The following is a 26,811-nucleotide window of genomic DNA, read 5'->3' as shown; positions in this document are numbered from 1 at the left end:
AAACCCAGGCGGGCCAGGTGCTGCACGGATTCGAGTCCGCCTGGCTGTCCGCCGCACTGTTGCGAGAGAACCGGCGCGAGGCTCTGGCAGATGCGCTCTTTGCCGCGACGCGGCACTGGCCCTTGTCGCTGCATTTCAACAAAGGGTTGGCCGGCGCGCCGCCCGACGCGATCGCGGCAGCGCGCGACACCGCCATGAACCCGGCCGTGCTCGATGCCTTTGCGCTGGTGATCCTCGGCGCGGAGGAGCAACCCGCGTATCCAGGCATCGAGGGCCACGAGCCCGATGTGGCCCAAGCGCGCCGGCGATCGCAGGCCATCGGCCGGGCAATGGGCGAACTCCGCAAGCTGGCGCCGAACCCCGGCGCCTATGTCTCGGAAAGCAATTATTTCGAGAAAGACTGGCAACAGGCCTTCTGGGGTTCGAACTACGCCCGGCTGCGCGCGGTGAAGTCGCAGTACGACCCCGAGGGCCTGTTCTTCGTGCACCACGGCGTGGGCAGCGAGGACTGGAGCGACGACGGCTTCACGCCCCGCTGAGCCCGAATCTCGGCGCTCGACTTGCTGGTCGCCTCCGCTCTTTTGCGGGCCGCACCGAGGCCGCTCAGAACGTCACCTTGACGGAGTCCGCGCTGCGCTGGGCCGCGCCGTGGAACACGGCCTCGATGTTGTTGCCGTCGGGGTCGAGCACGAAGCACGCGTAGTAGCCCGGGTGATACCGCCGCTCGCCGGGTGCTCCGTTGTCCGTGCCCCCGTGCGCAAGCGCGGCCTTGTGGAAAGCATCGACCATGGCGCGGTCCCGGGCCTGGAACGCCAGGTGGTGGCGACCGGTCAGCTGGCCCAGCGCGTCCTTGCTGTCAGCGGTCGAAACGAAAAGCTCGTCGGCCCAGAAATAGTCGTCGCCCGCGCCGGCCATGGGGATCTTCAGCACCTCGAACACTGCGCTGTAAAAATCCCGGCTGGCGGCGAGATCGCGCACGACGAGTTGCAGGTGATCGATCAAGCGCCCGCGATGCAGTTCCTGTGTTTCCATGCATAAGCTCCTTGGGTGAGTGAATCAACTTTCGTTGTGGGCCACCTCGATGCGCCGGCGCGTCCGCGCGCCGACGTCGTAGATATTAAAGTTGCTCATCGTCCTGCCATAGAGGTGGAGACTGACTGCGCGAGGCCGATCCGCGGCAACGCCGGTGACGTGGATGTGGTCCGGGTTCGGCACGAAGCTGGTCACGGCACCATGCCGCAGCAGGACGGTGCCGCCGCGCGCCAGGTCGATCTCCTTGTCGGCACCGCGATCAGGCGACAGCCTCACGTAGCCGCGCTCCTCCAGGATGCCTTCCAGTACGCCCACGACGCCCCAGCTTCCATGGTCGTGCACGGGCGTCCACTGGCCAGGCAGCCACACGATGGAGTACAGGGAGAGACTTGCATCCGGCGCATCGAAGATGAGATTGCGGGTGTAGCCCGTGGTGCTGCTGCGATAGTGCTGAGGTTCGAGGAAGGTGCCGGCCTGATCGAGCAGATCGAGCATCAGCGGTGCAAGCGCGAGCACGCAGTCCGCCGGATCGGGTTGCAGGCGACTCCGGGCCGTGGCCTGGGCGATGAATGATTCGAGCGCGGTGGAGGTCATGGTTGAATTGTGCGGCTGAGCCGGGCCAAAGGCATCCATCGGCCGGCCAGTTCGCGCACACTGCGGATCGCGCACCACAGCCCCTGCACCATGACCGCTCCCCGTCCCGATCTCGCCAAGACAACTTTCGGCGTACTCACGCTGGCCCTCCTCATCGGCTCCTCCCTCTGGATCCTCCGGCCCTTCCTGGGCGCGACCATCTGGGCCGCGATGGTCGTGGTCGCGACATGGCCGGCCTTCCTCTGGATCCAGGCCCGCCTGTGGAAGCGCCGCAGCCTCGCGGTGCTGGTGATGGTCGTGATCCTGCTGCTGCTCTTCGTGCTGCCGCTCACGCTGGCGATCTCGACGATTGCCTCGAACGCGGAGGAAGTCGTCGCCTGGGTCCGCATGCTGATCAGCCAGGGCCCGCCCACGCTGCCCGGGTGGGTGCAGCGCCTCCCGCTGATCGGGACGCGAGCGACGAAGGCCTGGAATGATCTGGTGGCCGCGGGCGTTTCGGGGCTGGAGGCCCAGGTCACGCCGTATATCCGGCAGGTCACCTCGTTTCTGCTCGCGCAGGCCGGCGTGCTGGGGGCGCTGACGCTGCAGTTCCTGCTGACGGTGGTGATCGCCGGAATGATGTACGCGAGCGGCGAGTCGGCGGCGGCGGTGGTGCGGCGCTTCGGCTTCAAGCTCGGCGGCCAGCGCGGGGAAGATGCGGTGGTGCTGGCGGGCAAGGCGATTCGCGGCGTCGCACTCGGCGTGGGGGTGACTGCGATCATCCAGGCCGTGGTGGGCGGCATCGGGCTGGCGATCGCGGGGGTGTCCTTCGCAGCGCTGCTCACGGCGGTGATGTTCATCCTGTGCATCGTGCAGGTCGGGCCGACGCTGGTGCTGGCGCCTGCCGTGATCTGGGTGTTCTGGAGCGGGTCGACGGGCTGGGGGATCTTCCTGCTGGTGTGGACCGTCATCGTGGGGACCATGGACAACTTCCTGCGCCCGCTGCTGATCCGCCGCGGCGCCGACCTGCCGCTGCTGCTGATCTTCGCGGGCGTGATCGGCGGGCTGCTGGGCTTCGGGCTGGTCGGTATCTTCGTGGGGCCGGTGATGCTGGCGGTGTCGTACACGCTGGTCACCGCCTGGCTGCGCGACGACGAGCCGCTGGCCGCCGATGCCGCGCAGCCGTAGGCTCAGGGGGTGCTCGGCGCGAAGACGCGCAGCCGGTGTCCGTCCGGGTCGAGCGCGACGAAGGTGTAGCCGAAGTCCATCTCGGTGAGCGGCTGGGCGATGGGGATGCCCCTGGCGGACCAGGCCGCATGGAGGGTGCGCACGGCGTCGTTGTCGTCGACGGCGAAGGCGACTTCGGTGCCGCCCGCCGCGGTGGCTGTCGGCTGCACGGTGTGCGCGGCCCACAGGCCGAGCATCACGCCCGAGTCGAGCGGGAACATGGCGAAGGTCGGCGATGCCTCGGCGGGCTGCTTGCCGAGCAGGCCGCTGTAGAAGGCCACGCTCTCGATGGGACTGCGGACGTAGAGGATGAGGAAGTTGGGGTCGGACATGGAACGCTCCTGCGATCGGTGGGGGTGGAGCGATCGATGCTAGGAAGAGCTACTGTCAGAACCTGTCAGTAGTCTTGGTTTTTTTGGAGAAGAAGGAACGGCGAGGGCATGCGGTGCGGCCTTTCATCATGAGCGAACGCCTTTTCCTCCGGCTCGATGACGACCCTGTGCAAGGGCCGGAGGCGGATGCGCCCGCCGGCACGTTGCGCGCCTCGCCCGTGAGCGCTGCACTGCGGGCGCATGTCTCGCACGTGCTGCTGTGCCGTGAGGACTTCGCGGCCGGGCATGAGGTGATGGAGCGCGTGCTGCCCGACGGAGCGGTGCGGCTGATCTTCGACCTGGGCGAGATCGCCAGCCCCTGCGCATTCGTCGTCGGTGCGGCGACGGCACCGGCGCTGGTGCGCCTGCGCGGCCGGATGGATGGGGTGTCCGTCACGCTGCGCCCCGGCGCTGTGGCCGACCTGCTGGGTGTACCGGCGGGCGAGCTCGCAGGTACGGCGGTGCCGCTGGAGATGCTGTGGCAGGGCCAAGGAATGCAGTTGCTGGAGCGCATGGCCGAGGCGCCCGACGATGCCGCCCGCGTCGCGCGGCTGCAGGCCGCCTTGCAGCGCCGGGTGACCGGGGACAGGCGCGCATCCGCCGCACAACAGGCCGCAACACATGCAGCTCGGCTCATCGCCACCTCGGGCGGTCGTCGTCCCCTGCGCGAGGTGGCTGCCGCTGTCGGCGTCGGAGAGCGGCGGCTGCAACAGCTGTTCCACGCGCAGGTGGGCCTGTCGCCGCGCGCCTGGGCCCGGCTCGCGCGGCTGCATGACTGCCTGCGCGGATTGCGCGGTCAGGCGGCACCCGACTGGGCGGCGGTGGCCATCGAGCACGGCTACTACGACCAGTCACACCTGGCCAACGAGTTCCGGACACTGTGCGGCCTGACGCCGACCGAGTTCCTCGGGCGCGCGCTTTCGGGTTCTTCCAAGACGGCGGATTGAAGGCGGCCTATCGTTGCCGCACTCGATACACACGCGAAGAAGGAACAACGGATGCAGCAACAACCAACGCTGAAGGACTGCGTGGCAGTGGTGACCGGTGCCAGCCGCGGTGCGGGGCGCGGCATCGCCCAGGAGCTGGGCGCGGCGGGCGCGACTGTGTATGTCACAGGGCGCAGCACGCGTGCGCAACCGGCCGGCACCTATGCCCAGCTGATGGGCCTGTCAGGGCTCGACGCGCTCCCCGGCAGCATCGACGAGACGGCCGAGGCCGTCACGCGCATGGGCGGGCGCGGCATCGCGGTGCGCTGCGACCACACCTGCGAAGACGATGTGGAGGCGCTGTTCGCACGCGTGGAGCGCGAGGCCGGCCGCGTCGACCTGCTGGTGAACAACGCCTGGGGCGGGCATGAGACTTTCAACGGCGTGTTCGACGCACCCTTCTGGGAGCATCCACTCGCGAACTGGGAGTCGATGTTCGACCACGGCGTGCGCAATCACCTGCTGGCCAGCCGCTTCGCGGCGCCGATGATGGTGCGCCGCAAGCGAGGGCTGATCGTGACGACGACCTTCTGGGACCGCGACCGCTACCTGCGAGGCAATCTGTTCTACGACCTGGCCAAGGCGAGCATGACGCGGCTGGCCTTCGGAATGGCGCAGGAGCTGCGGCCGCATGGCGTGGCCTCGCTGGCGGTATCGCCGGGGTGGATGCGTACGGAGTTCGTCCTGGCCGCACACAAGACCGACGAGTCGCATTGGCAGGAGCGGCCCGCGCTCGCGCGGACGGAATCGCCGCGCTACCTGGGGCGGGCTGTGGCGGCACTGGGCGGGGATGCCGGCGTGCTGGGTAAGAGCGGCGCGGTGCACCGGGTCGCGGACCTCGCGCGGGAGTATGGGTTCACGGATGTCGATGGGCGGCGGGTGCCGGCCTTCGAGCTCGAGGAAGGGTGAGCCACCCTCGGCCCGGCTCTCTCCCGCCGGCGGAAGAGAAGCGATACCGGGCGATCAGCTCGCGCTGCGGCGATAGAAGGCGAGCGAGCCGGCCAAGGCCAGCAGGGCCCCGCCGCACAGACGGTCCAGCCACAGCACGGCGCGCCGGCGCAGCAGCTTGACGGCGCGCGCGCCAATCACGGCATAGGCCAGCATCACCGAGAAATCGAGCCCCGCGAAAACGATGGCGATGAGCGCGTACTGCGGCCACTGCGGCGCAGCCGGATCGATGAACTGCGGCATCAGCGCCGAGCAGAACAGGTAGCCCTTCGGATTGGTCACGGCCACCAGGAAGGACTTGGCGAAGATGGCGCGCGGGCTGCCGCGGGTGCCGGCCGCATCCTGCGGTGAGAGGTCGAGTCCGCCCTGCGAGCGCAGCAGGCGCAAGCCCACCCACGCCAGGTAGGCTGCGCCCGCCCACTTGAGCACCGAGAACCAGAACTCCGAGGCGGCGAGCAGCGCGCCCAGGCCCAGCGCCACGGCGCCCACCAGCACGAAGTCGGAAGCGACCGCGCCCAGCATGCCGGGCAGCGCGCGACGCACGCCGAAGCGCGAGCCGTTGGCCAAGGCCAGCAGCACGGTCGGGCCGGGAGTGGCGATGGCGATCAGCGCGACGAGCGCGAAGACGAGCAGGGTCGCGGTACTCATGGGACAAGCTCCGCGCTGCGCCCTGCGGGATTCGCCATGGAGAAGGCCGGCCGTCTCATGCCGGCGCCCCGCAGCCCTCGGGCTTCAAGACACGGGTGGTCGAGGCCGGGTACTGGCCGAGCTTGGCCGCCGGCCGCCGCGGGCGCTGCACCAGTTCGCCGCCGCAGTTGGGGCAGTGGCCGGCCAGGCGCCGGTCGGCACACTCGCTGCAGAAGGTGCATTCGAAGGTGCAGATGCGGGCGTCGGGGGAATCCGGCGGAAGGTCGCGGTCGCAGCACTCGCAACCAGGGCGCATTTGGAGCATGGCGAGGTCCTCGGGGTCGGGGTCGAAGCGAGGGAGCTTATACGAGATGCCCCCGCCGCGGCCTGGCGAGGCGCCCGCTCAGGTTCTCCGCCTTGCGTCGCGCTGGGCAATCCCGTACCCTGGACCGCCACCGGGCGGAGCGCGCTTTTCCCACCGGACCGCCCAAAGCGCCTTCCGAGGCGCACAAGGAGATGTCCATGCCAAGCCGATCGAACGGCCTCGTGGCCGAGATGGAAGCGGTGCGAACCCTCGCGCTCGTCGGTCCGTCTGCCGCGGGCAAGACCACCCTGGCCGAGGCCTTGCTGCTCAAGTCGGGCGCCATCGGCGCGCCGGGGAGCGTGGAGCGCGGCAGTACCGTGAGCGACTTCGACCCGCTCGAGCGGCGAATGCAGCACTCGCTCAATTCCTCGGTGTTGCATCTCACGCATGCAGGCACGCGCATCCACTTCATCGACACACCCGGCGGCGCGGACTTTCTCGGCCAGAGCCTGCCGGCGCTGGAGGCGGTGGAGACGGCGGCGGTGGTGATCAACGCGGCCACCGGCATCGAGCAGATGGCGGTGCGCATGATGGAGCATGCGGCGGCGCGCAAGCTGGCGCGCATGGTGATCGTCAACAAGATCGACTCGCAGGGCGTGGACATGGCGGGCCTGCTGGCGCAGATCCAGGCCGCCTTCGGCCGCGAGTGCCTGCCGGTCAACCTGCCCGATGACGGCGGCACGAAAGTGCTGGACTGCTTCTACAACCGCGAGGGCGGCTGCACCATGGGCGACGTGGAGACGGCGCATCGCGCGCTGGTCGAGCAGGTGGTGGAGGTGGACGCAGCCTTCGTCGACCGCTACCTCGAGGAAGGCGACCTCGATCCCAGCGAGCTGCATGCGCCGCTGGAGCAGGCGCTGCGCGAAGGGCACCTGATCCCGGTGTGCTTCGTCTCGGCACGCAACGGGGCCGGCCTCGGCGAGCTGCTGGACGTGATCGTCAAGCTGCTGCCCGACCCGACCGAGGCCAATCCGCCCGCGTTCCTGGTCGGCGAGGGCGAGGACGCACGGCCGATGGAGGCGAAGCCCGACCCCTCGCTGCACGTGCTGGCGCATGTGTTCAAGGTCACGGTCGATCCGTACGTGGGCAAGATGGGCATCTTCCGGGTGCACCAGGGCACCATCTCGCGCGACAGCCAGCTCTTCATCGGCGACGGCCGGAAGCCCTTCAAGGTGGGGCACCTCTTCATGCTGCAGGGCAAGGAATACACGGAGGTGCAGCGCGCGTTGCCGGGCGACATTGCGGCGGTGGCGAAGGTGGAGGACATCCACTTCGACGCCGTGCTGCACGACGCGGCCGAGGACGACCACGTGCACCTTGCGGCGCTGGACTTCCCGATCCCGGTGCACGGACTGGCGATCGAGCCGCAGCGGCACGGCGACGAGCAGCGGCTGTGGGAGATCCTGGGCAAGCTGGTGGACGAGGACCCCTGCCTGCGCGTGGAGCACGTGGCGGCCACCAACGAGACCATCGTCTACGGCCTAGGCGAGCTGCACCTGCGCGTGCTGCTGGAGCGGCTGCGCGAGGTGTACCGCTTCGAGGTCAACACCCGGCCGCCGCGCATTGCGTACCGCGAAACGGTGACGGCGCCGGCGGAGGGCCACCATCGCCACAAGAAGCAGACCGGCGGCGCCGGCCAGTTCGGCGAGGTCTTCCTGCGCGTCGAGCCGCTGGCGCGCGGCACGGGCTTCGAGTTCAAGGACGAAGTCAAGGGCGGAGCCATTCCCTACCAGTTCATCCCGGCCGTCGAGAAGGGCGTGCGCGAGGTGCTGGAGCATGGCGCGATCGCGGGCTACCCGGTGGTGGACGTGCGCGTGACGGTGTACGACGGCAAGAGCCACAGCGTGGACAGCAAGGACATCGCCTTCGCCACCGCGGGGCGCAAGGCCTTCATCGCGGCGATCCAGGAGGCGCGGCCGATCGTGCTGGAACCCGTGGTGAAGATCGACATCGCCGCGCCCGACTTCGCCATCGGCGACATTACCGGCGACCTGTCATCGCGCCGCGGGCTGGTCACCGGCACCGCCAATGCAGCGGCCGGCACGGTGCTGGTCCGCGGCCAGGTGCCGATGTCGGAACTGTCGGGCTACCAGTCGCGGCTCAATGCGATGACCAGCGGCCAGGGGCGCTACACCATCGAGCTGTCGCACTACGAGGCGGTGCCGCCCACGATGCAGCAGCAGCTGACGTCGCAGCACAAGGTGCGCGACACGGAGTGAGACTGCGCGCCCGCCCCGGCCCTGATCGAAGGGCGGATGACGGCGAGCTCCCCTTTTCATCGTCGAAGCCGGCCTACACCGGCCGTGCGGCGCCGCGGCTATGAAGAACGCTGCAAAGAGGAGTGCTCATGGAACTGAAGCCGTGGCTCGCATCGCTGAAGGAAGCGGATGCGCGCCGGCCCGATCTGCCGGGCGAACACCTGATCGTGCTGGCCACCGGCGTGCTGCTGTTGATGGCGACCGGCCGCAGCCGCTCGCTCATCGGGCGCGCGCTGGTCGCCGCCGCGGCCGGCGCCTTCATCGGCCGCGCGGCCAGCGGCACCGGCGGCGTGGCGCGGCTGGCGCGGATGCTGGAGGAGCTTCGCGGCACCCGGCGCCCTCGGCAAGGAGAACTGCGATGACATGGGACAACGCGCTGCTGCTTCGGCTCGTGCGCCTGAACTGCGCCTTCCTGCTGGCGGGCGCCCTCGTGGCGGCGCTGGCGGCCTGCAGCGAAAGCGAGAAGGCCGAAAGCCGGAAGAACGTCGATACAGCGGTCGAGAAGACGGAGGATGCCACCGTCGCCGCCGCGCGCAAGGCCGCCGACCTGGCGGAGAAGGCCCGCGACAACACGGTGAACTACTTCAAGTCGCCGGCCGTGAAGGAGGATGTGGAAGCCGCCAAGCAGGCACTGAAGAACGCCGGCGGCAAGCTGGGCTCGACAGCCAACGACACGGCGATCACCGCGTCGGTATCGGCCGCGATCGCGCGCGACCCGGAACTCGGCCCGCGGCGCATCGAGGTGGCCTCCAACGCCGGCGCCGTGCGGCTGAGCGGCTCGGCGCCGAGCGCCGAGGCGAAGCAGCGCGCCGAGCAGATCGCGCGCAACGTGAACGGCGTCGACAAGGTCGACAACCAGATCACGGTGACGAACTGAAGCCGGCGCGCGCCGGCCGCTTCAACTTGTGGCTTGCGCCGGCTTGCCGGTCTGCAGCGCCACTTCTTCGCCCCTGGTGCGCGCCTGCACGGCGAAATCCCAGACGTTGTCGGGCTCCTGCACACGGCTGTAGGGATCGCGCTTCTGCGTATCGATGAAGTCGGGGAACTTCAGCGCGAAGCCGCGCGGGTCGCGCTGAGTGTCGGCGCCGCCGGATTCGGGCGCCACCGAGGAGAAGCGGGCCAGCAGCGCTCGTCCCGGCGGCTGCGCTTCAGAGCATCAGCGCGACGGCGGCCTCGAGATGCTCCGAGGGCTGGCGCCGGAATCCCGAGCGGGCGAAGCGCTGCAGGCGTCCGACCACGAAGGCCGTGATCGCGGAAGCGCGCACCTGCGCATCGACGCTGGGCGTTGCCGAGCCTTCGGCCGCGGCAGCGCCGCGCAAGGCCTGGCGCAGCGTGGCCTCGATCTTGTCGAAGAACTGGTTCATGCGGTTCTGCAGGCGCTCGTTCTCGAAGACCAGCGCGTCGCCCACCATCACGCGGGTCATGCCCGGGTTCTTTTCGGCGAACTGGACGAGCATCGCGACGATGCGCGAGGCCTGCTCCTGGCCCGGCGCAGAACGCTCGGTGATCTGGTTGATCAGGGTGAAGACGCTCTGCTCGATGAAGTCGATCAGGCCTTCGAACATCTGCGCCTTGCTCGCGAAGTGGCGGTACAGCGCGGCCTCGCTGACCTCGAGCCGGGCCGCCAGGGCGGCGGTCGTCACCCGTTCGGCGCCCGGCTGCTCCAGCATGGCCGCCAGGGCCTGGAGGATCTGCACACGCCGTTCGCCCGGCTTCGGACGTTTGCGCGTCGGTGCTGCGGCCACCGGCTCGGGACTCACGGAACTCAGCGGAGCACCAGGGGCGCTTGTCTCGTCATCGTTCTGCATGGGCGCGTGCAAAATGTAAAAAAATGATTCTCGCATAGCGACGTCAGCGCGAGCCAACCGGGCTTCCACTGTACGTCGCGCAGAATCAACAGGTTTTTTAACGATACCGGCAAGAGAGAACGATGAGCCCAACGATTCTTGTGACCGGCGGGGCCGGCTTCATCGGCAGCCACACCTGCGTGGCGCTGGCAGCGGCGGGCTACGTGCCGCTGATCCTCGACAACCTCGGCAACAGCGACGTGCGCGTGCTCGATCGGCTCGGCCGGATCATCGGCACCGCGCCGCGCTTCATCGAGGGCGACGTGCGCGACCGCGCCCTGCTCGACCGGCTGTTCCGCGAGGAGGCCATCGGCGGCGTGATCCATTTCGCCGGCCTCAAGGCCGTGGGCGACTCGGTGGCCGACCCGATCACCTACTACCAGAACAATGTGCACGGCAGCTTCGTGCTGGCCGAGGCGATGCAGGCGGCGGGCGTGCGCACGCTGATCTTCTCTTCCTCGGCGACCGTGTACGGCGACCCGGACCGTTCACCGATCCCCGAAAGCGCAGCGCTGCGGCCCGAGAACCCCTACGGCCGGTCGAAGCTGATGGTGGAGGAGGCGCTGCGCGACCTGCATCGCGCGCACCCCGCCTGGCGCATCGCGCTGCTGCGCTACTTCAACCCGGTAGGCGCGCACGAGAGCGGGCTGATCGGCGAGCACCCCCAGGGCAAGCCCAACAACCTGATGCCCTTCGTGAGCCAGGTGGCGGTGGGGCTGCGCGAGAAGCTTTCGGTGCATGGCGGCGACTACCCGACGCCGGACGGCACCGGCGTGCGCGACTATGTGCACGTGATGGACCTGGCCGAGGGGCACGTGGCGGCGCTGCGCCACGCCGAGCGCCAGCCCGGACTGGTGACGCTGAACCTCGGCACGGGCCAGGGCGCCTCGGTGCTCGACGTGGTGAAGGCCTTCGAGCGGGCGAGCGGCAAGACCATCGCCTACGAGATCGGGCCGCGGCGCCCGGGCGATGTGCCGGCCTACTGGGGCGATCCAGCGCTCGCCGAATCGCTCCTGGGCTGGCGTGCGCGGCGCGGGCTGGATGAGATGTGCGCGGACAGCTGGCGGTGGCAGCAGGGGAATCCGAAGGGCTACGACTGATCGGGGAGCGCGGGCAGCGTGGAACCAAGTCCGTGCCGCGGCCACCCAGGCAGGGACCCCACAGGAGACACGACAAGCCCATGTTCACCAGATCATCAGCGCATCTTCAGGTGCCGGCATTCAGCCGGCGCGCACCGGCCTCACACCCACTGCAAGCGCAGCCCGGCCAGCAGGGTCGCCGGTTCGTGAATGAGGCCGTGCTCAGGGTCCTCCAGCGAAGCCCTTGGGCAGCGGCCCTCGCACACAACTATCGGCTCCAGAGCCCGGGCGAGTGCGTGGCCAATTCGGAGGGAATGCAGGAGAACATCCTGGGTACCCTGCATGACCAGCGCCAGGTCGAGATCGCGGGCAACGGCAGTGGCGGAGGGTTGCTTCGGCAGTTGCAACGGAGGCTCGGCCTCGACAAAGCGCCGGAACTGGATCGAGAGTACCGTCACGACCCGACGGTCGAAGACATCGTCGCGACGGTGGAACTGCACGGCCCGTGCGTGTTGAACCTCGCACGAATGCTGCCAGCCGACCAGGGCGGTACGCAGTACGCGGGACACCACGCGATTCTCGTGATCGGCACCTTCCAGGCCGAGGGCCGGCACTGGGCCGTGGCCCTCGACGGGAACGACCTGCAGAACAATCCCGTCATGGAGCAGGTCCGCGCGTATGCGGACAAGTACCACGCCGGCAACCTCGACAAGATCACCGTGAGCGACCTCTCGGCAATTCAGACCCAGATGGAACGGGCCGGCAAATCCGGGGACGCCGGGCAGTTGATCTATTCCTTGATCAACCTGGACTCGGCGGTGGAGAAGGCAAGACAGGCCTACCGCGCCTACATGCTGGATCTCGCCAGGACGGGTGGGTACTCGGACCTGCCTCCGATCACCTTTCCGAATTCGATCTGTGTGCCGACGAACACGACGGTCAAAGGTGAATCCATGCCCGAAGCGATGAAGCGCGACCTGGCACGTCTCGTGGGCTCTGGATCGCTGGAGTCGTCTTCGCCACTGAAGGTACAAGCGCCGGCCGGTGAGCTTTAGGGCCGGAAGGCAGTGTCCTACCAGTCCCACGAGGGTTCCAAGGGCCCTACATCCACGTACGCATTGGGATAGGGGTCATCGTCGATGGCCGGCAGCGATGAAGGCGTCTGAAATGGAAAGGCAGGCGTCATGAACGGATTCAGTGGCGCGGGGTTCGCCGGGATGTAGAACGGCGACGCAGGGAGAGGCCCGCCCCCAGGCAGCGGCCCTGGAAGCGGGCCTCCAGGCAGGTAGGCGAAAGACTCCTTGAGGATCAGCAAGCCCTGCGCGTTGAATCTGGGCAAGACCTCGTAGCCGGCTGTCACGAGCCAGCGCTTGAATGTTCAGCGAGCCCGGATCATGGTCCCGTACGCCTGATCCGTGAGGATCTCCAGCAGCATCGCGTGCGGCACCCGCCCGTCGATGATGTGCACCGCGTTGACGCCGCTCTTGGCCGCGTCGAGCGCGCCCTCGATCTTCGGCAGCATGCCGCCGGAGATGGTGCCGTCGGCGAACAGGTCGTCGATCTCCCGCGCGCTGAGGTTAGTCAGCAGCTTGCCGTCCTTGTCGAGCACGCCGGGCGTGTTGGTCAGCAGCATCAGCTTCTCGGCCTTGAGCACGGTGGCCAGCTTGCCGGCCACCACGTCGGCGTTGATGTTGTAGCTCTCGTTCTCCTCGCCAAAGCCGATCGGGCTCACGACGGGGATGAAGGCGTCGTCCTGCAGCGCCTTGACCACGCCGGGATCGATGGCGACGATGTCGCCCACCTGGCCGACGTCATGCTCGATGTTCGGGTCGTTGCGGTCCGCCATCTTGAGCTTCTGGGCGCGGATCAGGCCGCCGTCGCGCCCCGTCAGGCCGACCGCCTTGCCGCCGGCCTGGTTGATCAGGCCCACGATGTCCTGCTGCACCTCGCCGGCCAGCACCCACTCGACGACTTCCATGGTCTCGGCGTCGGTCACGCGCATGCCCTGGATGAAATGGCCCTTCTTGCCGAGCCGGTTGAGCGCGGCCTCGATCTGCGGGCCGCCGCCATGGACCACCACCGGGTTCATGCCGACCAGCTTGAGCAGCACGACGTCTTCCGCGAAGTCGGCCTGCAGGGCCGGGTCCGTCATGGCATTGCCGCCGTACTTGATGACGATGGTCTTGCCGTGGAACTTGCGGATGTAGGGCAGCGCCTGGGCCAGGATCTCGGCCTTGTCGCGCGGAGGAATATTGAGGACAGGATCGGTCATGGTGCTCACGCTGAAAGACGACGGGATTTTGCCGGCAAATTCGGGAAACACCGCGGAACCGGCTTTGCCGGGCCGCTGGTGTTGTCCCCGGTGAGGGGGTGGGCGGCTACACGAAGTGAGCCAACCTGGGGGAGAGCTTAGCGGTTCAGGGGCGCAGCCAGCGGGGCACCTTGAAGCGCACGATCATGAAGTAGGCCAGGACGTAGGTGGCGATGAACAGCGCGCTGAAGGCCATCAGCACCGGCGTGTTGTTCCAGAACAGCACGGCCGGCACCACGGTGAGGGCCGCGAAGATCCACAGGTAGGGCGAGGTGCGGTTGTTGCGCGCCAGCAGCTGGCGGGCCTCGTCGTCGGCGAAGGCCACGCGCACGATGCGCCGGAAGATCAGCTGGTGGAAGTGCAGCGCGTCGGGGTCGCCCGGCGACTGGCCGCGCACGAAGCGGCGGTAGACCGAGAAAACCGTTTCCCACACCGGGTAGATCAGGAGCAGCATCGGGAACCACGGCGAGACCACCCGGTGCCGCTGCACCAGCGTGACCGCGGCCAGCGCGATCACCATGCCCCAGACATAGGCCCCGCCGTCGCCGGCGAAGATCTTGCCGCGCGGGTAGTTCCAGATCAGGAAGCCCGCGGTCGCGCCGACCAGGCAGATCACCATGGCGGCGAGCTGCCGGTCGCCCACCTGCAGCGCCACGTGCGAGATCGCCAGGCACACCAGGATGGCGACCGTGCCGGCCAGCCCGTTGTAGCCGTCGATGATGTTGAAGGCGTGCGGCAAGCCGCCGATGGCGACGACCGCGAACAGCATCGCGGCATAGGGCCAGGCCTGAAGCCAGCTGTCGACGAAGGGAATGCCGGTGCGCGCGACGCCCAGCTTGAGCAACCAGCACAGGAGCAGCGCCGAGCCGATGGTGATGCCGAGCCGGTAGCGTACCGAGACGCGCTGGGTCAGGTCCTCGACGATGCCGGCGAGCACCGCCGGCGCGATGCACAGCAGCGCGATGCCGGAAACCTTGACCGGCCAGTTCACATTGAAAGGATCGGAAGGCAGCCCCGCCACCAGCCAGGCGACGCCGGTGCCGAGCAGCATGCCGGCACCGCCGAGCCGCGGCACATGGCCCTTGTGGAAGCGCTGCGGCATGTCGGTGCCATAGCGCCGCGCATGGCGGCGCGCGCGCCGCATGAACAGCTGCACGGCGATGGCGGACAGAAGGAAGCTGATGACGATCAGGGTAAGCATGGGCGTGAGCGGGAACCCAGGAGCCTGCTCCTAGAATCCCCGGGCGAAATTAGACCATGTCCACATCCCCGCCCCACTCTCCCGCCGTCACGGTCTCGATCGTGAGCCATGGTCAGCTCGAACTCATCCGCCCGCTGCTGGACCAGCTCGACCGTTTCAGCCGCGCCGCGACGGCCAAGGTGCTGCTCACGCTGAACATCCCCGAGCCCGATGCATTGGCGGGCGGGCGCTGGGGCTTTCCGATCGAGCGCATCGAGAACCGCCGCCCGATGGGCTTCGGCGCCAACCACAACCAGGCCTTCGCGCGCTGCGAGACGCCGTGGTTCCTGGTGCTCAATCCGGACATCCGCTTCGACGCCGACGTGCTGGCGCCGCTGGTCGATTTCGCGACGGCAAGCGCCGGCCTGCTGGCGCCGCGCATCCTGGAGCCCGGCAAGAACACGCCGGAGCAGCACCGCGCGATCATCACGCCGCGCGAGATCCTCACGCGGCGGCGTCCGGGCTACGCGGTACCGGCGGAACCGGCCTGGATTCCGGGCCTGTTCATGCTGTTCCGCAGCGAGGCCTATCGCCAGATCGGCGGCTTCGACGAGCGCTTCTTCATGTACGGGGAGGACTTCGACATCTGCGCGCGCTTGCGCCTGGCCGGCTGGACGCTGTCGATCGCGGAGCACCTGCAGACCCGGCACGACGCGCAGCGTGCGAGCCACAGCAGCAAGCGGCACCTGTACTGGCACCTCACGAGCCTGCTGAAGGTGTGGAGCTCGGCCGCGTTCTGGCGCTACCGCCGGCTGGATGCGGCTTCGCGCCCCGGCGCGCGCTAGGGCCTAGCCACGCTCCAGCAGGTCCTGCACGATGGCCTGCTTGCCGCGGCCGAAACGCGCGTAGCGGCCGCTGGCCGCCTCGCGCAGCACCGGCAGCCAACGCGCCAGGCGCGAGGCCGGCAGCTCGGCCCGGAAGCGCTGGTGCGCCACCTTGCCGCGCTGGGCTTCCAGCACGGCCTGCGGCACCACGCCCTGCAGCGCCAGCAGGCGTTCGAGCAGCGCCTGCGCGCGCCGCCAGCGCTGCACGTGCTTGCTGCCGCGCGTGTCCATCGCCTTGCGCAGCTTGTCGGCGAATGAAGGGCGCCTGGCGCCGATCTGGTTGCTGCCGTGCTGGCGGTAGTCGATCAGGGCTTCGGGCAGCACGTCGACCCGGCCGGTGGCGGCGGCCAGCGCCGCCAGCCATTCGTCGTGCACCCATTCGTCGGAAAAGGGCAGCGCCGATGCGAGCAGGCTGCGGCGGAACATGGCGGTCGCCCCGGTCACGAGGTTGCGCCGCAGGAACACCTCGAAGGCGCGGCCCTGGGCGATGGCCTCGAGCTCCCCGGGCTGTACCTCCAGCGCATGGAACAGCGTGTCGCCCAGAGGCCGGAGCTCGCCGTCCACCAGCCGGGCATCGGTGTGCAGCAGCAGAAGCTCCGGCCGGGCGTCGAAGCAAGCCGCCATCCGTGCGAGGCGGCCCGGATGCCAGACATCGTCCTGGTCGCTGAGAGCGATCAGCTCGTGCCGACAGGCCTTGATCGCCTGCTCGAAGTTGCGGGTGACGCCCAGGGCCGGCTTGTTCTCGAACACGGTGAGCGCGACGCGCGAGGCGACGCCGCAGGCCTCGATGGCCTGGCGCACGACCGCCACGCTGCCGTCGCTGGAGCCGTCGTCGGACAGCACGATCTCGCGCGGCAGCGGCTCCTGCGTGCAGATGCTCTGCACCTGCGCCGGCAGGTAGCGCGCGCCGTTGCGCGTGCACAGCGCGACGGAGATGCCCAGCGCCATCAGAGCGGCGCGAGGCGCGGGGGCCAGGCGTAGCTGAAGTCCTCGCGCGCCAGCATGAGGTTGGGGCTGTAGGCCGGGTCGTTCTGGAGGATGGGGTCCCAGCGCTGGTGCATGTAGGCCACCTCCCGCTCGAAGCGCGCGCGCTTCTCGGGCGACAGGTCCTTTCCGCGCGTCGCGGACTCGTGGTGCATCAGCTCGGCGAACGGCGTCCAGACATTCCGGTAGCCGGCCTCGCCCAGGCGCAGGCAGAAGTCCACGTCGTTGAAGGCCACCTGCAGGTTGACCTCGTCGAAGCCGCCCACCTGCTCGTAGATCGACTTACGGATCACGAGGCAGGCGGCCGTGACCGCAGAGAAGGACTGGATCAAACCGGCGCGGCCCCCATAGCCTTCGCGCCCGGCAGGCATGCCGCGGTGCGAATGGGCCGCGATACCCCCGATGCCGAGGATCACGCCGGCATGCTGCAGCGTCATGCCCGGGTACCACAGTCGCGCGCCCACCGCGCCGACGCCGGGCTGCAAGGCGATGGACACCATTTCGGACAGCCAGTCCGGCGTGATCACCTCGATGTCGTTGTTGACCAGTGCGACGAGCTCGCCCCTGGCCTGCGCCACGGCCGCGTTGTTGAGCGCGGCGTAGTTGAAGGGCCGGTCGTCGCGCAGCACGCGCACGTTCGGCCGCTTCGCGAGCTCCTCGAAATACGTCAGCGCGGCCGGGTCGTCGGAGCCGTTGTCGACCAGGATGATCTCGTGGTTCGCGTAATCCGTTTTCGCCTCGATCGAGTCCACGCACTGCCGCACCAGCGCCTGTGCATTGCGCGTCGGGATGATCAACGACACGAGGGGCGGCGCGGGCGGCAGCGCATAGCGCACCCGGAAGCCGTAGCCTAGATACTCCGCCTTCGCCTGCACGCCCGTGCGTGCGAAGTGCTCGTCGAGCGCACGCTCGCCGGCGACGGCGGCGTAAGGCTTGGCCTGCATCGACTTGGCCGTGCTCTCGCCATGCACGCGCCAGTGGTACAGCACGCGCGGGATGTGCCGGATCTGGCGCGGCTCGACGCGCTCGATGCAGCGCAGCACGAGGTCCCAGTCCTGCGAACCCTCCAGCCCGACGCGAAAGCCGCCGACGGCACGCACCAGATCGGTGGACAGCACGCCCAGGTGGCTGAACATGTTCTGAGAACGAAACAGGTCGATGTTCCAGTCGGGCTTGAAGTAGGGACCGAAGCGGTGGCCGCCCTCGTCGATCTTGTCTTCGTCGGAGTAGATCAGGCGCACGCCCGGATTCGCGGCGATGCATTCGGCGACGCAAGACAGCGCGTGGGCCGGCAACAGGTCGTCGTGGTCCATCAGCGCCAGCCACGGGCCGGAGGCCAGCTCGATGGCGCTGTTCGAGGACGCCGAGATATGGCCGTTCTGCGGCCTGAAGATGACCTTGATGCGCGCATCGCTGCGGCTGTAGGCCTCGAGCGTTTCACGCACTTCCCTTGAGGTCGAAGCATCGTCGGCGATGCACAGCTCCCAGTCGGGATAGATCTGCGCGCGGACGGACTCGATCGCCTCGCGCAGCCATGCCGGGTTGGGGTTGTAGGTCGGCATGATCACGGAGATCAGCGGGCGCTCCGTCATCGCCTCCACGCGCCGGGCAATCCGCTCGCGCAGCTCCGGCGTCAGCGTGTCGTGCTTGCGCACCCAGTTGTCGTAGTTGTTGTAGCCGCCGATGCGGCGGCCCAGCTCCCATTGCACGCCGGCCCAGCCGGACTTGCCGAAGATGCGCCAGGCGCGCTGCACGCGTCCGAACAATCCGGGACCGCGCAGCAATGCGAGGGGGAAGACGAGAAAACGATAGACCAGGTTCTTCATGTGCGGTCGTCCTTGATGCGCAGGCGCTTCATCGCGATACGGTGATCGCCGGGTCGAGGAAGGTGGCCCCGTCGCGCACGAACCCGGCGCGCAGGTGGGCGCCGTCCTTGTAGACGGGGTCGCCGCCGGCGCCGCTGCGCATGCATTGCTGGTCGCTGACGCAGACCGCGGGTGCCGGGTCCAGGACGATGGCGCCTGCGCGCTCGGCCAGTTGGCGCATCTGCTCCTGCAGGCGCTTCTGGGCCGGCGGGAACGGGGCCGACAAAGGCATTGTCGACGCGGTCATGGTGCCGAGGCGGCTGCCGTGGATCAGGAGCCGCGGCTCGAAGCTCGCGGAGAGCGGCGGATTGAGGATCAGGTAGACCTTCTTGCCGGCGGTCCGCAGCAGCTTGATCAGCGTCTCGAGGGAGGTCATCGAACGCGCCACGCCGTCGCCGCCGCGCAGCAGATGGCGGCCCTGGACATCGAGGAAATAGTAGTGGTCCGGGGGCGGCGGCGCGCTGGAGCCCGGGGTCGTCTCTCCGATGTCGAAATAGCAGGTCCAGCAGCCGCCGAGGATGACGGTGTCGATGTCGGCGCTGAAGGCGAACTTCAAGAGCTGCTCGCGCCGCGGGCCGCAACCCGGATCGCGGTCCTCGAACAGTTGCGGCACCGGCGGGCAGGCGCCGCGCGTGCCGAAGTACAGCGTCTTGAGCGCCTCCGGTGCGACCCGGTCCAGCTCCACGGCGCGCGGGCCGAACTGCTCGACGTGGCTGTCGCCCAGCAGCAGCACGCGCTCCTTGCCTTCTCCGATGCGGTAGAGCGTCTCGCCCTTGACCGCGACTTCCTTCAGCCCGTCCGGGTAGGCCCAGTCGGCATTGGCCGCGACGATCGCCTGGACCGTCGGGTCGTTGTTGCGCGGCGGCAGGACGCGCCCGTAGAGCACCAGCCCCACGACGGTCAGCGCGACCATCCCCGACGCCAGCCCCTGCACCACGGCGCCGCCCCGGCGCCTGCGCAGCCCGAGCTCGACGAAGCGGTACGTGAGCCAGGCCAGCGCGATCGAGAGGATGACGGCCGCAATGCGGGTTTCGCGCGTGGCTTCCCCACCCTCGAGGATGCGCGCAAAGGCCAGCAGGGGCCAATGCCAAAGGTAGAGCGGATAGCTGATCAGGCCGACCCAGACCATGGGCGGCGATCCCAGCAGGTGCCGGTTGAGCCAGGCGCCCGGCCCGGCAGAGATGCACAGGCAGGCGCCCAGCACCGGCAGCAGGCCCCAGAAGCCCGGGAAGGCCTTGCCCTTGCTGATGAGGACCAGGCCCAGTCCGATCAGCACCAGCCCCGACACGCTGCGCAGCTCGCGCCGGAACACGTTGCGATGCGGCTCGCGGCGCAGCGCGTCCCAGGCCAGGAGCGCGCCGGCGGCCAGTTCCCACATGCGCGGGAGCGGCGAATAGAAGGTGGCCGTCGCATGGCGGTGCACCCCCAGCACGTTGATCAGGAAGGACAGCAGCGTCACCGCCCACATCCATGCGAGCATGCTGCGGCCCTTGCCGCCGCCGAAGCGCCAGGCCAGGCCCAGCAGCACGGGCCACACGATGTAGAACTGCTCCTCGACCGCCAGCGACCAGAGGTGCAGCAGCGGCTTGGTCTCGGCGACGGTGTCGAAGTAGCCGGCCTCGCCCCACAGCACGAGGTTCACGACGAAGCCGGCGCTGGCCAGCAAATGCTTGCCGAGCTGGCGGAACTCGTCGGCGAGCAGCACGTACCAGCCGAAGACGAAGGTCGCGGCCATCACCACCAGCAGTGCGGGGAAGATGCGCCGGATGCGCCGCGCATAGAACTCCGCGTAGCTGAAGCCCTCGCCCGCCAGGCTGCCGAAGATGATCGTCGAGATCAGGTAACCAGAAATGACAAAAAAGATGTCGACGCCGATGAAGCCGCCCTTGACCCAGGCCGGAAAGGCGTGGAAGCCCACGACCGAGAGCACCGCGATCGCGCGCAGGCCGTCGATGTCCGGCCGGTACTTGGGGTGGGCGAGTTGGGGCTGTTCTTCTTGTGGCGGCATGCGAGCGCTGTCTGGGCGGGGGCGGGTCGGCCGGCGACTCGGCGTCGCGGCGCAGCGCGTGATTATCTTCGCAACACCCGCGCCCGCCGCGAAGGCGCTCGCACCGCAATGCGAAGCCGGGAGCTTGCCCTGTGCGCGCCGAAGCCCGCCGACGCGGCAAATGGGCGGGCCCAACTCAGGCCGGTAAAATCGCCCGCTCTCTCAAAGAGAAGGACAAACATGCGATTGCTCTCCGTGGTGCTCTCCGGAGGATCCGGCTCACGGCTCTGGCCACTCTCCAGGCAAGCCTTCCCCAAGCCCTTCATGAAGCTTGGCGATTCCACGCTGCTCCAGCAGGCCATCGAGCGGGGGCAGGCGTGCGGCACCGGCGACCTGATGGTCGTGACCAACAAGGACCACCAGTTCCTGACCAAGGATGTGCTGCGGCAGATGAGCGACCCGCCATCCGCCACCTTCCTGCTCGAACCCAGGGGCCGCAATACGGCGCCGGCCATCGCGCTGGCGGCCTTGCAGTGCGAGCGCCAGTTCAGCGGCGACACGGTGATGCTGGTGCTTTCGGCCGATCACCTGGTGCCCGACGTGGAGGCCTTCGTCGCCAGCGCGAGCGAGGCCTTCCGCCTGGCGCAGGAAGGCGCGCTGGTGCTGTTCGGCATCTCGCCGACCGCGCCGGATACCGGCTTCGGCTACGTGGAGGTCGAGCGCGTCTCGCGCGCGAGCCAGCTCGCCAAGCGCTTCGTCGAGAAGCCGGACCTCGCCACGGCGCAGGAATACCTGGCGACCGGCCGCTATTACTGGAACAGCGGCATGTTCTGCTTCACCGCCTCGGCGATCGTCTCCGCGCTGGAGCGGCACGCGCCCGACGTGATGAACGCGGCGCGCCATGCGCTGGACACGGCGCAGACCAAGGACAACGCCATCAGCTTCGACCTGCACGCCTTCGGCCTGCAGCCCGACATCAGCATCGACTACGCAGTGATGGAGCACGCCGACAACGTGCGCGTCGTGCCCGCCAGGTTTGCCTGGAGCGACGTCGGCTCATGGCCGGCCGTCGCCAGCGCACAGCCTTCGGATTCGAGCGGCAACACCTTCCCGGACGACCACGTGGTGGCCGTGGACACCACGGGCACCCACATCCAGATCGAGAGCCATGGGCCCAAGATCGTCGCAGCCCTGGGCCTGCACGACCTCGTCATCGTCGACACGCCCGACGCGCTGCTGGTGGCCCACAAGAACAGCGCGCAACAGGTCAAGAAGGTGGTCGACATCCTCAAGGCGCGCAAGCACGAGACGGTGCAGCTGCCTGCCACGGTCCACCGCCCCTGGGGCACCTATGCCTCGCTCAAGGAAGAAGATGGCTACAAGGTCAAGCGCATCACCGTGAAGCCGGGCGAGGCGCTGTCGCTGCAGTACCACCACCAGCGCGCGGAGCACTGGGTGGTGGTGCAAGGCACGGCCATCGTGCAGATCGGCGACGTGGAGCACAAGACCCTGCCCGGCGAATACCGCTACATCCCGCTCAAGGAGAAACACCGTTTGACGAACATCGGACAGGATGAACTGGTGCTCATCGAAGTCCAGTGCGGTAGCTACCTCGGCGAAGACGACATCGTGCGCCTGGTGGATACCTACGGACGTGTATGACACAGGCGCATTCCAACCTTCATCGCAGCGCGTGGTCCGATTGGTGGGAGGGCACCCGCCGCACCGACATCTGGTGGACGCTGGCCTGGTTCGACATCGTGCTGCGCTACCGCCGCTCGATGCTCGGGCCGCTGTGGCTGACCCTCAGCATGGGCGCCATGATCGGCGGCATGGGGCCGCTGTACAGCTCGCTGTTCGGCACCGAGCTGTCGAAGTTCTTTCCGCACCTGGCGCTGGGCATCATCTTCTGGACTTTCTTCTCCAGCATGGTGACGGACTCGTGCAATGCCTTCATCGGCTCCAGCAACTACCTCAAGCAGGGCTATTTCCCGATCAGCCTCTTCGTCTGGCGGAGCATGGCGCGCAACCTGATCCAGTTCGCGCACCAGATCGTGCTCTACGTGCCGGTCGCGCTGTGGGCGGGCATCTCGCTGTCGTGGCCGGCCTGGCTCTTCGTGCCGGCCTTCCTGCTGCTCATGATCAATGCGCAGGCCCTGGGACTGGCGCTCGGCCTGGTCTGCACGCGCTTTCGCGACGTGACCCAGATCGTCACCAGCGTGATGCAGATGCTGATGTTCCTGACGCCCGTCTTCTGGCTGCCCGAGAGCCTGCCGGGCCGTGCCCAGTACATCCTTTACAACCCCTTCGCGCAGATGCTCGAGCTGGTGCGCACGCCCTTGATGGGCGGCGTGGCCGATGCCCACAACTGGTGGGGCATTCTCGTGTGGACGGCGCTGAGCGTGGCCGTGTCGGGGCTGCTGTTCGCGAAATACCGCCGCCGCGTCGTCTACTGGCTCTGAAAGAACAATGGCTTTCATCTCCCTCAAGAACGTCTCGGTCAACTTCCCCATCTATGGCGCCGGCGCCGCCTCGCTGAAGAAAACGCTGGCGGCCTCCGTCACCGGGGGGCGCTTCGGCAAGGAAACCGGCGTCAATGTGGTGCAGGCGCTGAGCAACATCAACCTGGAACTCAAGAGCGGCGATCGCCTCGGCCTGCTGGGCCACAACGGCGCGGGCAAGTCGACGCTGCTGCGCGCGCTCGCGGGCGTCTACGAGCCGTCCTCCGGGGAGTTCGCCCGCCAGGGCACCGTCTCCAGCCTGATCGATCCAGCGCTCGGCATCGAGCACGACGCCACCGGCATCGAGAACATCATGCTGCGCGGGCTGGTGATGGGCATGAGCAAGAAGCAGATCGACGCGCTCACGCCCGAGATCTGCGAGTTCAGCGGCCTGGGCGAGTACGTCAACATGCCGGTGCGCACCTACTCCACCGGCATGCTGATGCGGCTGGCCTTCTCGATCTCGACCAGCGTGCAAGCCGATATCCTGCTGATGGACGAGTGGCTCTCGGTGGGTGACGCCGAGTTCACCGAAAAGGCCGAGCAGCGCATGAAGGACGTGGTGGCCAAGTCCGGCATCCTGGTGCTGGCCTCGCACTCGACCGAGCTGATCGCGAAGGAGTGCAACCGGGTGATCCACCTGGAGCACGGGCGGATCGTCGAGCAGTCGGCCAGCGGGCCTGTCAGCCTGCCGGTGAGCGCCGCCGTAGCGACTTGATCTCTTTCAGGCGGGCCGCGATGCGGCGGCCCGCCGCCTCCAGCGACAGGTTGGCCTCGGCGCTGGCCTTGCCCCGCGCTCCCACCTCTTTCGCCCAGGCCTGGTTGTCGTAGACACGGCGCATCAGTTCGGCCGCGTGCTGCTCCGAGGGCTCGGCCCATTCCAGATCGGCATCGTAGGGCGGGATGGGCTTGCCCAGCTTCACGAGCTTGTAGGGCACGAGCAGGCTGTTGCTCTCGTCCATGAAGTCCACGTTGCCGGAGAAATTGGTGGCGATCACCGGCTTGCCCATGAGCATGGCCTCCGCCATGGTGAGGCCGAGGCCTTCGCTGCGGTGGAGGGAGACGTAGGCGTCGCAGGCGTCCATGAGGGATAGGACTTCATCGGGGCTGTAGACCTCGTCGATGATGGTGATGTTGGCCCCGGCAGCGGCATCGCGAAGTTCCTGCATCTGCTCGGGGTGCCGATCGCCGAAGGAACTCTTGAGCACCAGACGCACGGCTTCGTCCGGGCGGAAAGCCTGTTTGAATGCGCGGATCAGGCCCTTGGGATTTTTGCGCTCCATCACGCTCATCATGTGATACGTGAAGAGGAAGGTGAAGGGGCTCTCCTCCAGCCCGAAGTAGCTCTTGCTGCGCCTCTCGTACGGCGCCAGCTTGACACCGGGGAACAGCGTGCGAACCGGAATGGCGAGCTTGTCCCGAAATCCACGGGCGACGAACTCGGTGGCGACCCACACTTCGTCGACCTTCTCGGCATGCCCGACCCATGAATCGGGAATCGAGTCGAACTCCCAGTACCAGTAGCCGATGCGATAGGTACGGGGACTGCGCTCGAACAGGTGGGCGCGTTGGTAAGCCTCGTCGAAGAAGGGTTCGGGCTGCGTGTGGATGACGGTGACGTCGTGCACCTCCATTCCGTGAAAATCGACGTGATGCGGGTCATCCCTGGCGTCGGTCCAGACATCGCGCAGCGAGGCTGATACGCCGACGCGGTCCATGGCCTGGACCATGGATTCGGCCGAGACCCGCAGCCCGGAGGCATAGCAGAAGTGGCCGATCATGTTCACCCCGGGCCGGGCGAGCTCGCGGGCAACCCCCGTCGTATCGAGGCTTGCGCACCAGGCATGCGCCGCATCGGTCAGTCCGGCTGCCGGCGACGACAGCCACGTCAGCAGCGCGCGCGCGTGGTCTTCATCGGTCAACGCCTCGGGGTGGGCCGCACGCCAGGCATCGCGCGCCCAGTAGGCGCTTCGGATCTGCACGGCGGGGGTTTCCCACTCCGCCCAGGTGGAGGGGTCGGCCCAGTGGCCCGAGGCGCCGTACTCCGAGCCAAACCACTCACAGAAGCCCTCGCGCCCGAAAACCGTGAGGGCGTCGGGGTGCAGTTCCTGCCATGCGGGCGTGAAGGCCCAGGCCAGCATCAGTTCGCGCGCCGGATTCTGAGCTGCCTGGAGAAAGAGCCACCAGAGTTCTTCGCGCCGAATACCGGGTTGGCTGACGCCGTGGTGCATGAGCCATCGAAAAAAGCGCGGCATGCCGGCCGGCGTCAAGCCGTGCGGCCACGCGGGCAACAGCATCGGATCGGCGAGCAGCGCCTGCCGCGCGGGATCGGCCATCCCTGCATCCAGCACATCGAGGATCAGCGCCAAGGCCGGCTCGCCGAGTCGCAGCTCCGTTGCACCTTCGTTCTGCAGCCATCGCGCGAATTCGCCGCAGCTGCCGATCTCGATCGCCTTCGGATAGCGTGTCCGCAGGTCTCCCCGCTTGCGCCACAGGTCGATCATGAAACGCGCGGCCGACCAGCGATCCGTGACGTCCTGAGGCCCCACGGGAGTCCACAGGACGCCTTCCAACGGCAGCCCGGCCGCCTCGCACACAGCGGCATCGTCGAACAGATCGAGCGGCGCCACCGCTGGGACCGGCATTCCGCGCTCCCGCAGTGCCCGCCGCGTCCGCTCGGCGTCGACCAGAAGCTCGAACTCGGCCGCGCGCGCCTGCGCTGCCGCACGCTCGCGCAAGAACGCCAGCCTTGCACCCATGCGCCAGGGCGTAGCGATCCACCAAGCGCCCTTGGCGACGCGCCTCGCATAGCGCTTCAACAATTGTTCAGCCATGGCGCTCGACAAAGTCCCGGTACGCGTTCTTGAGGCCCACGGCAAGCGGTGTCCTGGCCTTCCATCCGAGGGAGGCCAGCCGCCCTACATCGAGCAGTTTGCGCGGCGTCCCATCCGGCTTGGTGGCATCCAGCCGGAGTTCGCCTGTGTAGCCGACGGTCGCCTTCACGAGTTCGGCCACCTCGCGGATCGTGACGTCCTCTCCCACGCCGATGTTGATCAGAGGCGTCGCATTCGCACGGGTGAGTTCGGCGAACTTCTCTTCGGGGAGCCCGAGCAGAAACAGAATGGCCTCACCCAGGTCCGACGAATACATGAACTCTCTGCGCGGCGTACCGGAGCCCCAGACAACCACGGCGGGATCACCCTTGGTCTTGGCTTCGTGGAAGCGCCGGATCAACGCGGGCAGCACATGCGAATGCTCGGGGTGGTAGTTGTCGCCAGGTCCGTACATGTTGGTCGGCATGACGGCGAGATAGCGCGTGCCGTACTGGCGATTGAAGGCCCAGCATGACTCCACGCCGGCAATCTTCGCCAGTGCATAGGGTCGGTTGGTGGCTTCCAGCGGCCCTGTCAGGAGGTACTCCTCCTTGATGGGCTGGGGACAGTCGCGCGGATAGATGCACGAGGAGCCCAGGAAGATCATTCGATCGATGCCGGCCTCATGCGCTGCATCGAAGACATTGAGCTGGATGCGCAGGTTGTTGTGCAGGAAGTCGACCGGGAAATTCGAGTTCGCGAGGATGCCGCCGACCTTGGCCGCGCACATCACGACATGGTCGGGGCGGTGCTCGAGGAAGAACGCCCTCGTGGCATCGCGGTCCTCGAGATCCAGCTCGTCGTGCGTACGCGTGAGCACCTCGTAGTCGGTGCGAGCGCTCAGAGCCTGCAGCGTGGCCGTGCCGACAAGGCCTCTGTGCCCGGCAATGAATAGCTTTTTCTTTTCCATCGTG

The 26,811-nt window shown here is 68.0% G+C and carries 26 protein-coding genes and 1 pseudogene; 13 read left to right on the top strand and 14 right to left on the bottom strand.

The genetic code is table 11. From position 1 onward, the window contains the following. Positions 1-194: 194 nt before the first annotated feature. Positions 195-539, top strand: a complete 345-nt coding sequence (locus J2739_RS08785; protein WP_309901100.1) for a BBE domain-containing protein — start codon at positions 195-197, stop codon at positions 537-539. 64 nt (positions 540-603) lie between these two features. Here J2739_RS08785 and J2739_RS08780 read toward each other — a convergent pair whose 3' ends face one another. Both J2739_RS08780 and J2739_RS08775 read right to left on the bottom strand, forming a co-directional pair. Then, the gene (locus J2739_RS08780) at positions 604-1,032 is read right to left on the bottom strand and encodes a VOC family protein (RefSeq protein ID WP_309900581.1); all 429 of its coding nucleotides are present in this window, start codon (positions 1,030-1,032) and stop codon (positions 604-606) included. 24 nt (positions 1,033-1,056) lie between these two features. After that, positions 1,057-1,626: a cysteine dioxygenase family protein gene (locus J2739_RS08775; RefSeq protein ID WP_309900579.1), complete on the bottom strand. Its 570-nt coding sequence runs from the start codon at positions 1,624-1,626 to the stop codon at positions 1,057-1,059. Positions 1,627-1,716: 90 nt separating this feature from the next. On the opposite strand from J2739_RS08775, the gene ydiK reads away from it, so the two are divergent. After that, positions 1,717-2,793, top strand: coding sequence for an AI-2E family transporter YdiK (gene ydiK, locus J2739_RS08770; protein ID WP_309900577.1), 1,077 nt, complete (start codon positions 1,717-1,719; stop codon positions 2,791-2,793). Between the two features lie 2 nt (positions 2,794-2,795). Here ydiK and J2739_RS08765 read toward each other — a convergent pair whose 3' ends face one another. Then, positions 2,796-3,164, bottom strand: coding sequence for a VOC family protein (locus tag J2739_RS08765; RefSeq protein WP_309900575.1), 369 nt, complete (start codon positions 3,162-3,164; stop codon positions 2,796-2,798). Positions 3,165-3,292: 128 nt separating this feature from the next. On the opposite strand from J2739_RS08765, the gene J2739_RS08760 reads away from it, so the two are divergent. Then, positions 3,293-4,150: a helix-turn-helix domain-containing protein gene (locus tag J2739_RS08760; RefSeq protein WP_309900573.1), complete on the top strand. Its 858-nt coding sequence runs from the start codon at positions 3,293-3,295 to the stop codon at positions 4,148-4,150. A 51-nt stretch (positions 4,151-4,201) separates the two neighbouring features. Beyond that, the gene (locus J2739_RS08755) at positions 4,202-5,098 is read left to right on the top strand and encodes an SDR family oxidoreductase (RefSeq protein WP_309900572.1); all 897 of its coding nucleotides are present in this window, start codon (positions 4,202-4,204) and stop codon (positions 5,096-5,098) included. Between the two features lie 54 nt (positions 5,099-5,152). On the opposite strand, the gene J2739_RS08750 is transcribed toward J2739_RS08755, so the two are convergent. After that, complete coding sequence (locus J2739_RS08750) at positions 5,153-5,785, bottom strand: LysE family translocator (protein WP_309900570.1); 633 nt, start codon at positions 5,783-5,785, stop codon at positions 5,153-5,155. Between the two features lie 55 nt (positions 5,786-5,840). Continuing rightward, the gene (locus J2739_RS08745; protein WP_309900568.1) at positions 5,841-6,089 is read right to left on the bottom strand and encodes a DUF1272 domain-containing protein; all 249 of its coding nucleotides are present in this window, start codon (positions 6,087-6,089) and stop codon (positions 5,841-5,843) included. Positions 6,090-6,286: 197 nt separating this feature from the next. Between J2739_RS08745 and fusA the strand changes: the two genes are divergently transcribed. The 3 genes from fusA to J2739_RS08730 all read left to right on the top strand — a co-directional run bounded on the left by fusA (position 6,287) and on the right by J2739_RS08730 (position 9,263). Next, positions 6,287-8,347, top strand: a complete 2,061-nt coding sequence (gene fusA / locus J2739_RS08740) for an elongation factor G (protein WP_309900566.1) — start codon at positions 6,287-6,289, stop codon at positions 8,345-8,347. Between the two features lie 128 nt (positions 8,348-8,475). Beyond that, a complete protein-coding gene (locus J2739_RS08735) occupies positions 8,476-8,748 on the top strand; it encodes a hypothetical protein (RefSeq protein WP_309900565.1) in 273 nt (90 codons plus the stop codon). Then, positions 8,745-9,263 (top strand): BON domain-containing protein, encoded by a 519-nt coding sequence (locus J2739_RS08730; protein WP_309900563.1) that lies wholly within the window; start codon positions 8,745-8,747, stop codon positions 9,261-9,263. The genes J2739_RS08735 and J2739_RS08730 overlap by 4 nt, the downstream gene beginning before the upstream one ends. A gap of 21 nt (positions 9,264-9,284) precedes the next feature. On the opposite strand, the pseudogene J2739_RS08725 reads toward J2739_RS08730, so the two are convergent. Next, positions 9,285-9,512 (bottom strand): annotated as a pseudogene (locus J2739_RS08725) (catalase); the annotation flags it as partial. Positions 9,513-9,534: 22 nt separating this feature from the next. Continuing rightward, entirely contained in the window at positions 9,535-10,194 is a 660-nt protein-coding gene (slmA, locus tag J2739_RS08720) for a nucleoid occlusion factor SlmA (protein WP_309900561.1), read from the bottom strand. Positions 10,195-10,316: 122 nt separating this feature from the next. Between slmA and galE the strand changes: the two genes are divergently transcribed. Both galE and J2739_RS08710 read left to right on the top strand, forming a co-directional pair. Beyond that, on the top strand, positions 10,317-11,333 hold the full coding sequence (gene galE, locus J2739_RS08715) for a UDP-glucose 4-epimerase GalE (protein ID WP_309900559.1): 1,017 nt from the start codon (positions 10,317-10,319) through the stop codon (positions 11,331-11,333). Positions 11,334-11,413: 80 nt separating this feature from the next. Then, the gene (locus J2739_RS08710; RefSeq protein WP_309900557.1) at positions 11,414-12,367 is read left to right on the top strand and encodes a hypothetical protein; all 954 of its coding nucleotides are present in this window, start codon (positions 11,414-11,416) and stop codon (positions 12,365-12,367) included. A 323-nt stretch (positions 12,368-12,690) separates the two neighbouring features. Here the strand turns inward: J2739_RS08710 and argB are convergent, their stop codons facing one another. Next, positions 12,691-13,584, bottom strand: a complete 894-nt coding sequence (gene argB / locus J2739_RS08705) for an acetylglutamate kinase (RefSeq protein WP_068680954.1) — start codon at positions 13,582-13,584, stop codon at positions 12,691-12,693. A gap of 145 nt (positions 13,585-13,729) precedes the next feature. Next, the gene (locus J2739_RS08700; protein WP_309900555.1) at positions 13,730-14,824 is read right to left on the bottom strand and encodes a glycosyltransferase family 4 protein; all 1,095 of its coding nucleotides are present in this window, start codon (positions 14,822-14,824) and stop codon (positions 13,730-13,732) included. 56 nt (positions 14,825-14,880) lie between these two features. On the opposite strand from J2739_RS08700, the gene J2739_RS08695 reads away from it, so the two are divergent. Next, a complete protein-coding gene (locus J2739_RS08695) occupies positions 14,881-15,648 on the top strand; it encodes a glycosyltransferase family 2 protein (RefSeq protein ID WP_309900553.1) in 768 nt (255 codons plus the stop codon). Between the two features lie 3 nt (positions 15,649-15,651). On the opposite strand, the gene J2739_RS08690 is transcribed toward J2739_RS08695, so the two are convergent. From J2739_RS08690 to J2739_RS08680, 3 genes are read right to left on the bottom strand one after another with little or no spacing between them, the layout of a single operon-like run. Continuing rightward, entirely contained in the window at positions 15,652-16,635 is a 984-nt protein-coding gene (locus J2739_RS08690; RefSeq protein WP_309900551.1) for a glycosyltransferase family 2 protein, read from the bottom strand. Continuing rightward, positions 16,635-18,497: a glycosyltransferase family 2 protein gene (locus J2739_RS08685; RefSeq protein ID WP_309900550.1), complete on the bottom strand. Its 1,863-nt coding sequence runs from the start codon at positions 18,495-18,497 to the stop codon at positions 16,635-16,637. Before J2739_RS08685 ends, J2739_RS08690 begins: the two co-directional genes overlap by 1 nt. A gap of 28 nt (positions 18,498-18,525) precedes the next feature. Further along, the gene (locus J2739_RS08680) at positions 18,526-20,544 is read right to left on the bottom strand and encodes an acyltransferase family protein (protein WP_309900547.1); all 2,019 of its coding nucleotides are present in this window, start codon (positions 20,542-20,544) and stop codon (positions 18,526-18,528) included. Positions 20,545-20,763: 219 nt separating this feature from the next. Here J2739_RS08680 and J2739_RS08675 point away from each other — a divergent pair, with 219 nt between their 5' ends. Genes J2739_RS08675 through J2739_RS08665 form a run of 3 tightly spaced genes read left to right on the top strand, consistent with a single transcriptional unit; the run spans position 20,764 to position 23,742 of the window. Then, on the top strand, positions 20,764-22,185 hold the full coding sequence (locus tag J2739_RS08675; RefSeq protein WP_309900546.1) for a mannose-1-phosphate guanylyltransferase/mannose-6-phosphate isomerase: 1,422 nt from the start codon (positions 20,764-20,766) through the stop codon (positions 22,183-22,185). Continuing rightward, positions 22,182-22,985 carry an ABC transporter permease gene (locus J2739_RS08670; protein WP_309900544.1) on the top strand — a complete coding sequence of 268 codons (804 nt, stop codon included), beginning with the start codon at positions 22,182-22,184 and terminating at the stop codon, positions 22,983-22,985. Before J2739_RS08675 ends, J2739_RS08670 begins: the two co-directional genes overlap by 4 nt. A 7-nt stretch (positions 22,986-22,992) precedes the next feature. Then, positions 22,993-23,742 carry an ABC transporter ATP-binding protein gene (locus tag J2739_RS08665; RefSeq protein WP_309900541.1) on the top strand — a complete coding sequence of 250 codons (750 nt, stop codon included), beginning with the start codon at positions 22,993-22,995 and terminating at the stop codon, positions 23,740-23,742. Here J2739_RS08665 and J2739_RS08660 read toward each other — a convergent pair. After that, positions 23,708-25,858 (bottom strand): glycosyltransferase family 4 protein, encoded by a 2,151-nt coding sequence (locus J2739_RS08660; protein ID WP_309900539.1) that lies wholly within the window; start codon positions 25,856-25,858, stop codon positions 23,708-23,710. The two genes, J2739_RS08665 and J2739_RS08660, sit on opposite strands and share 35 nt — an antisense overlap. Next, complete coding sequence (locus J2739_RS08655; protein WP_309900537.1) at positions 25,851-26,807, bottom strand: GDP-L-fucose synthase family protein; 957 nt, start codon at positions 26,805-26,807, stop codon at positions 25,851-25,853. Before J2739_RS08655 ends, J2739_RS08660 begins: the two co-directional genes overlap by 8 nt. Between the last annotated feature and the right edge of the window lie 4 nt (positions 26,808-26,811).

This window comes from Variovorax soli, from assembly GCF_031454625.1.
Taxonomy (GTDB): domain Bacteria; phylum Pseudomonadota; class Gammaproteobacteria; order Burkholderiales; family Burkholderiaceae_C; genus Variovorax; species Variovorax soli_A.
Note: the sequence above shows the minus strand (reverse complement) of the source record. Positions and strands in the feature narration are given on the sequence as shown.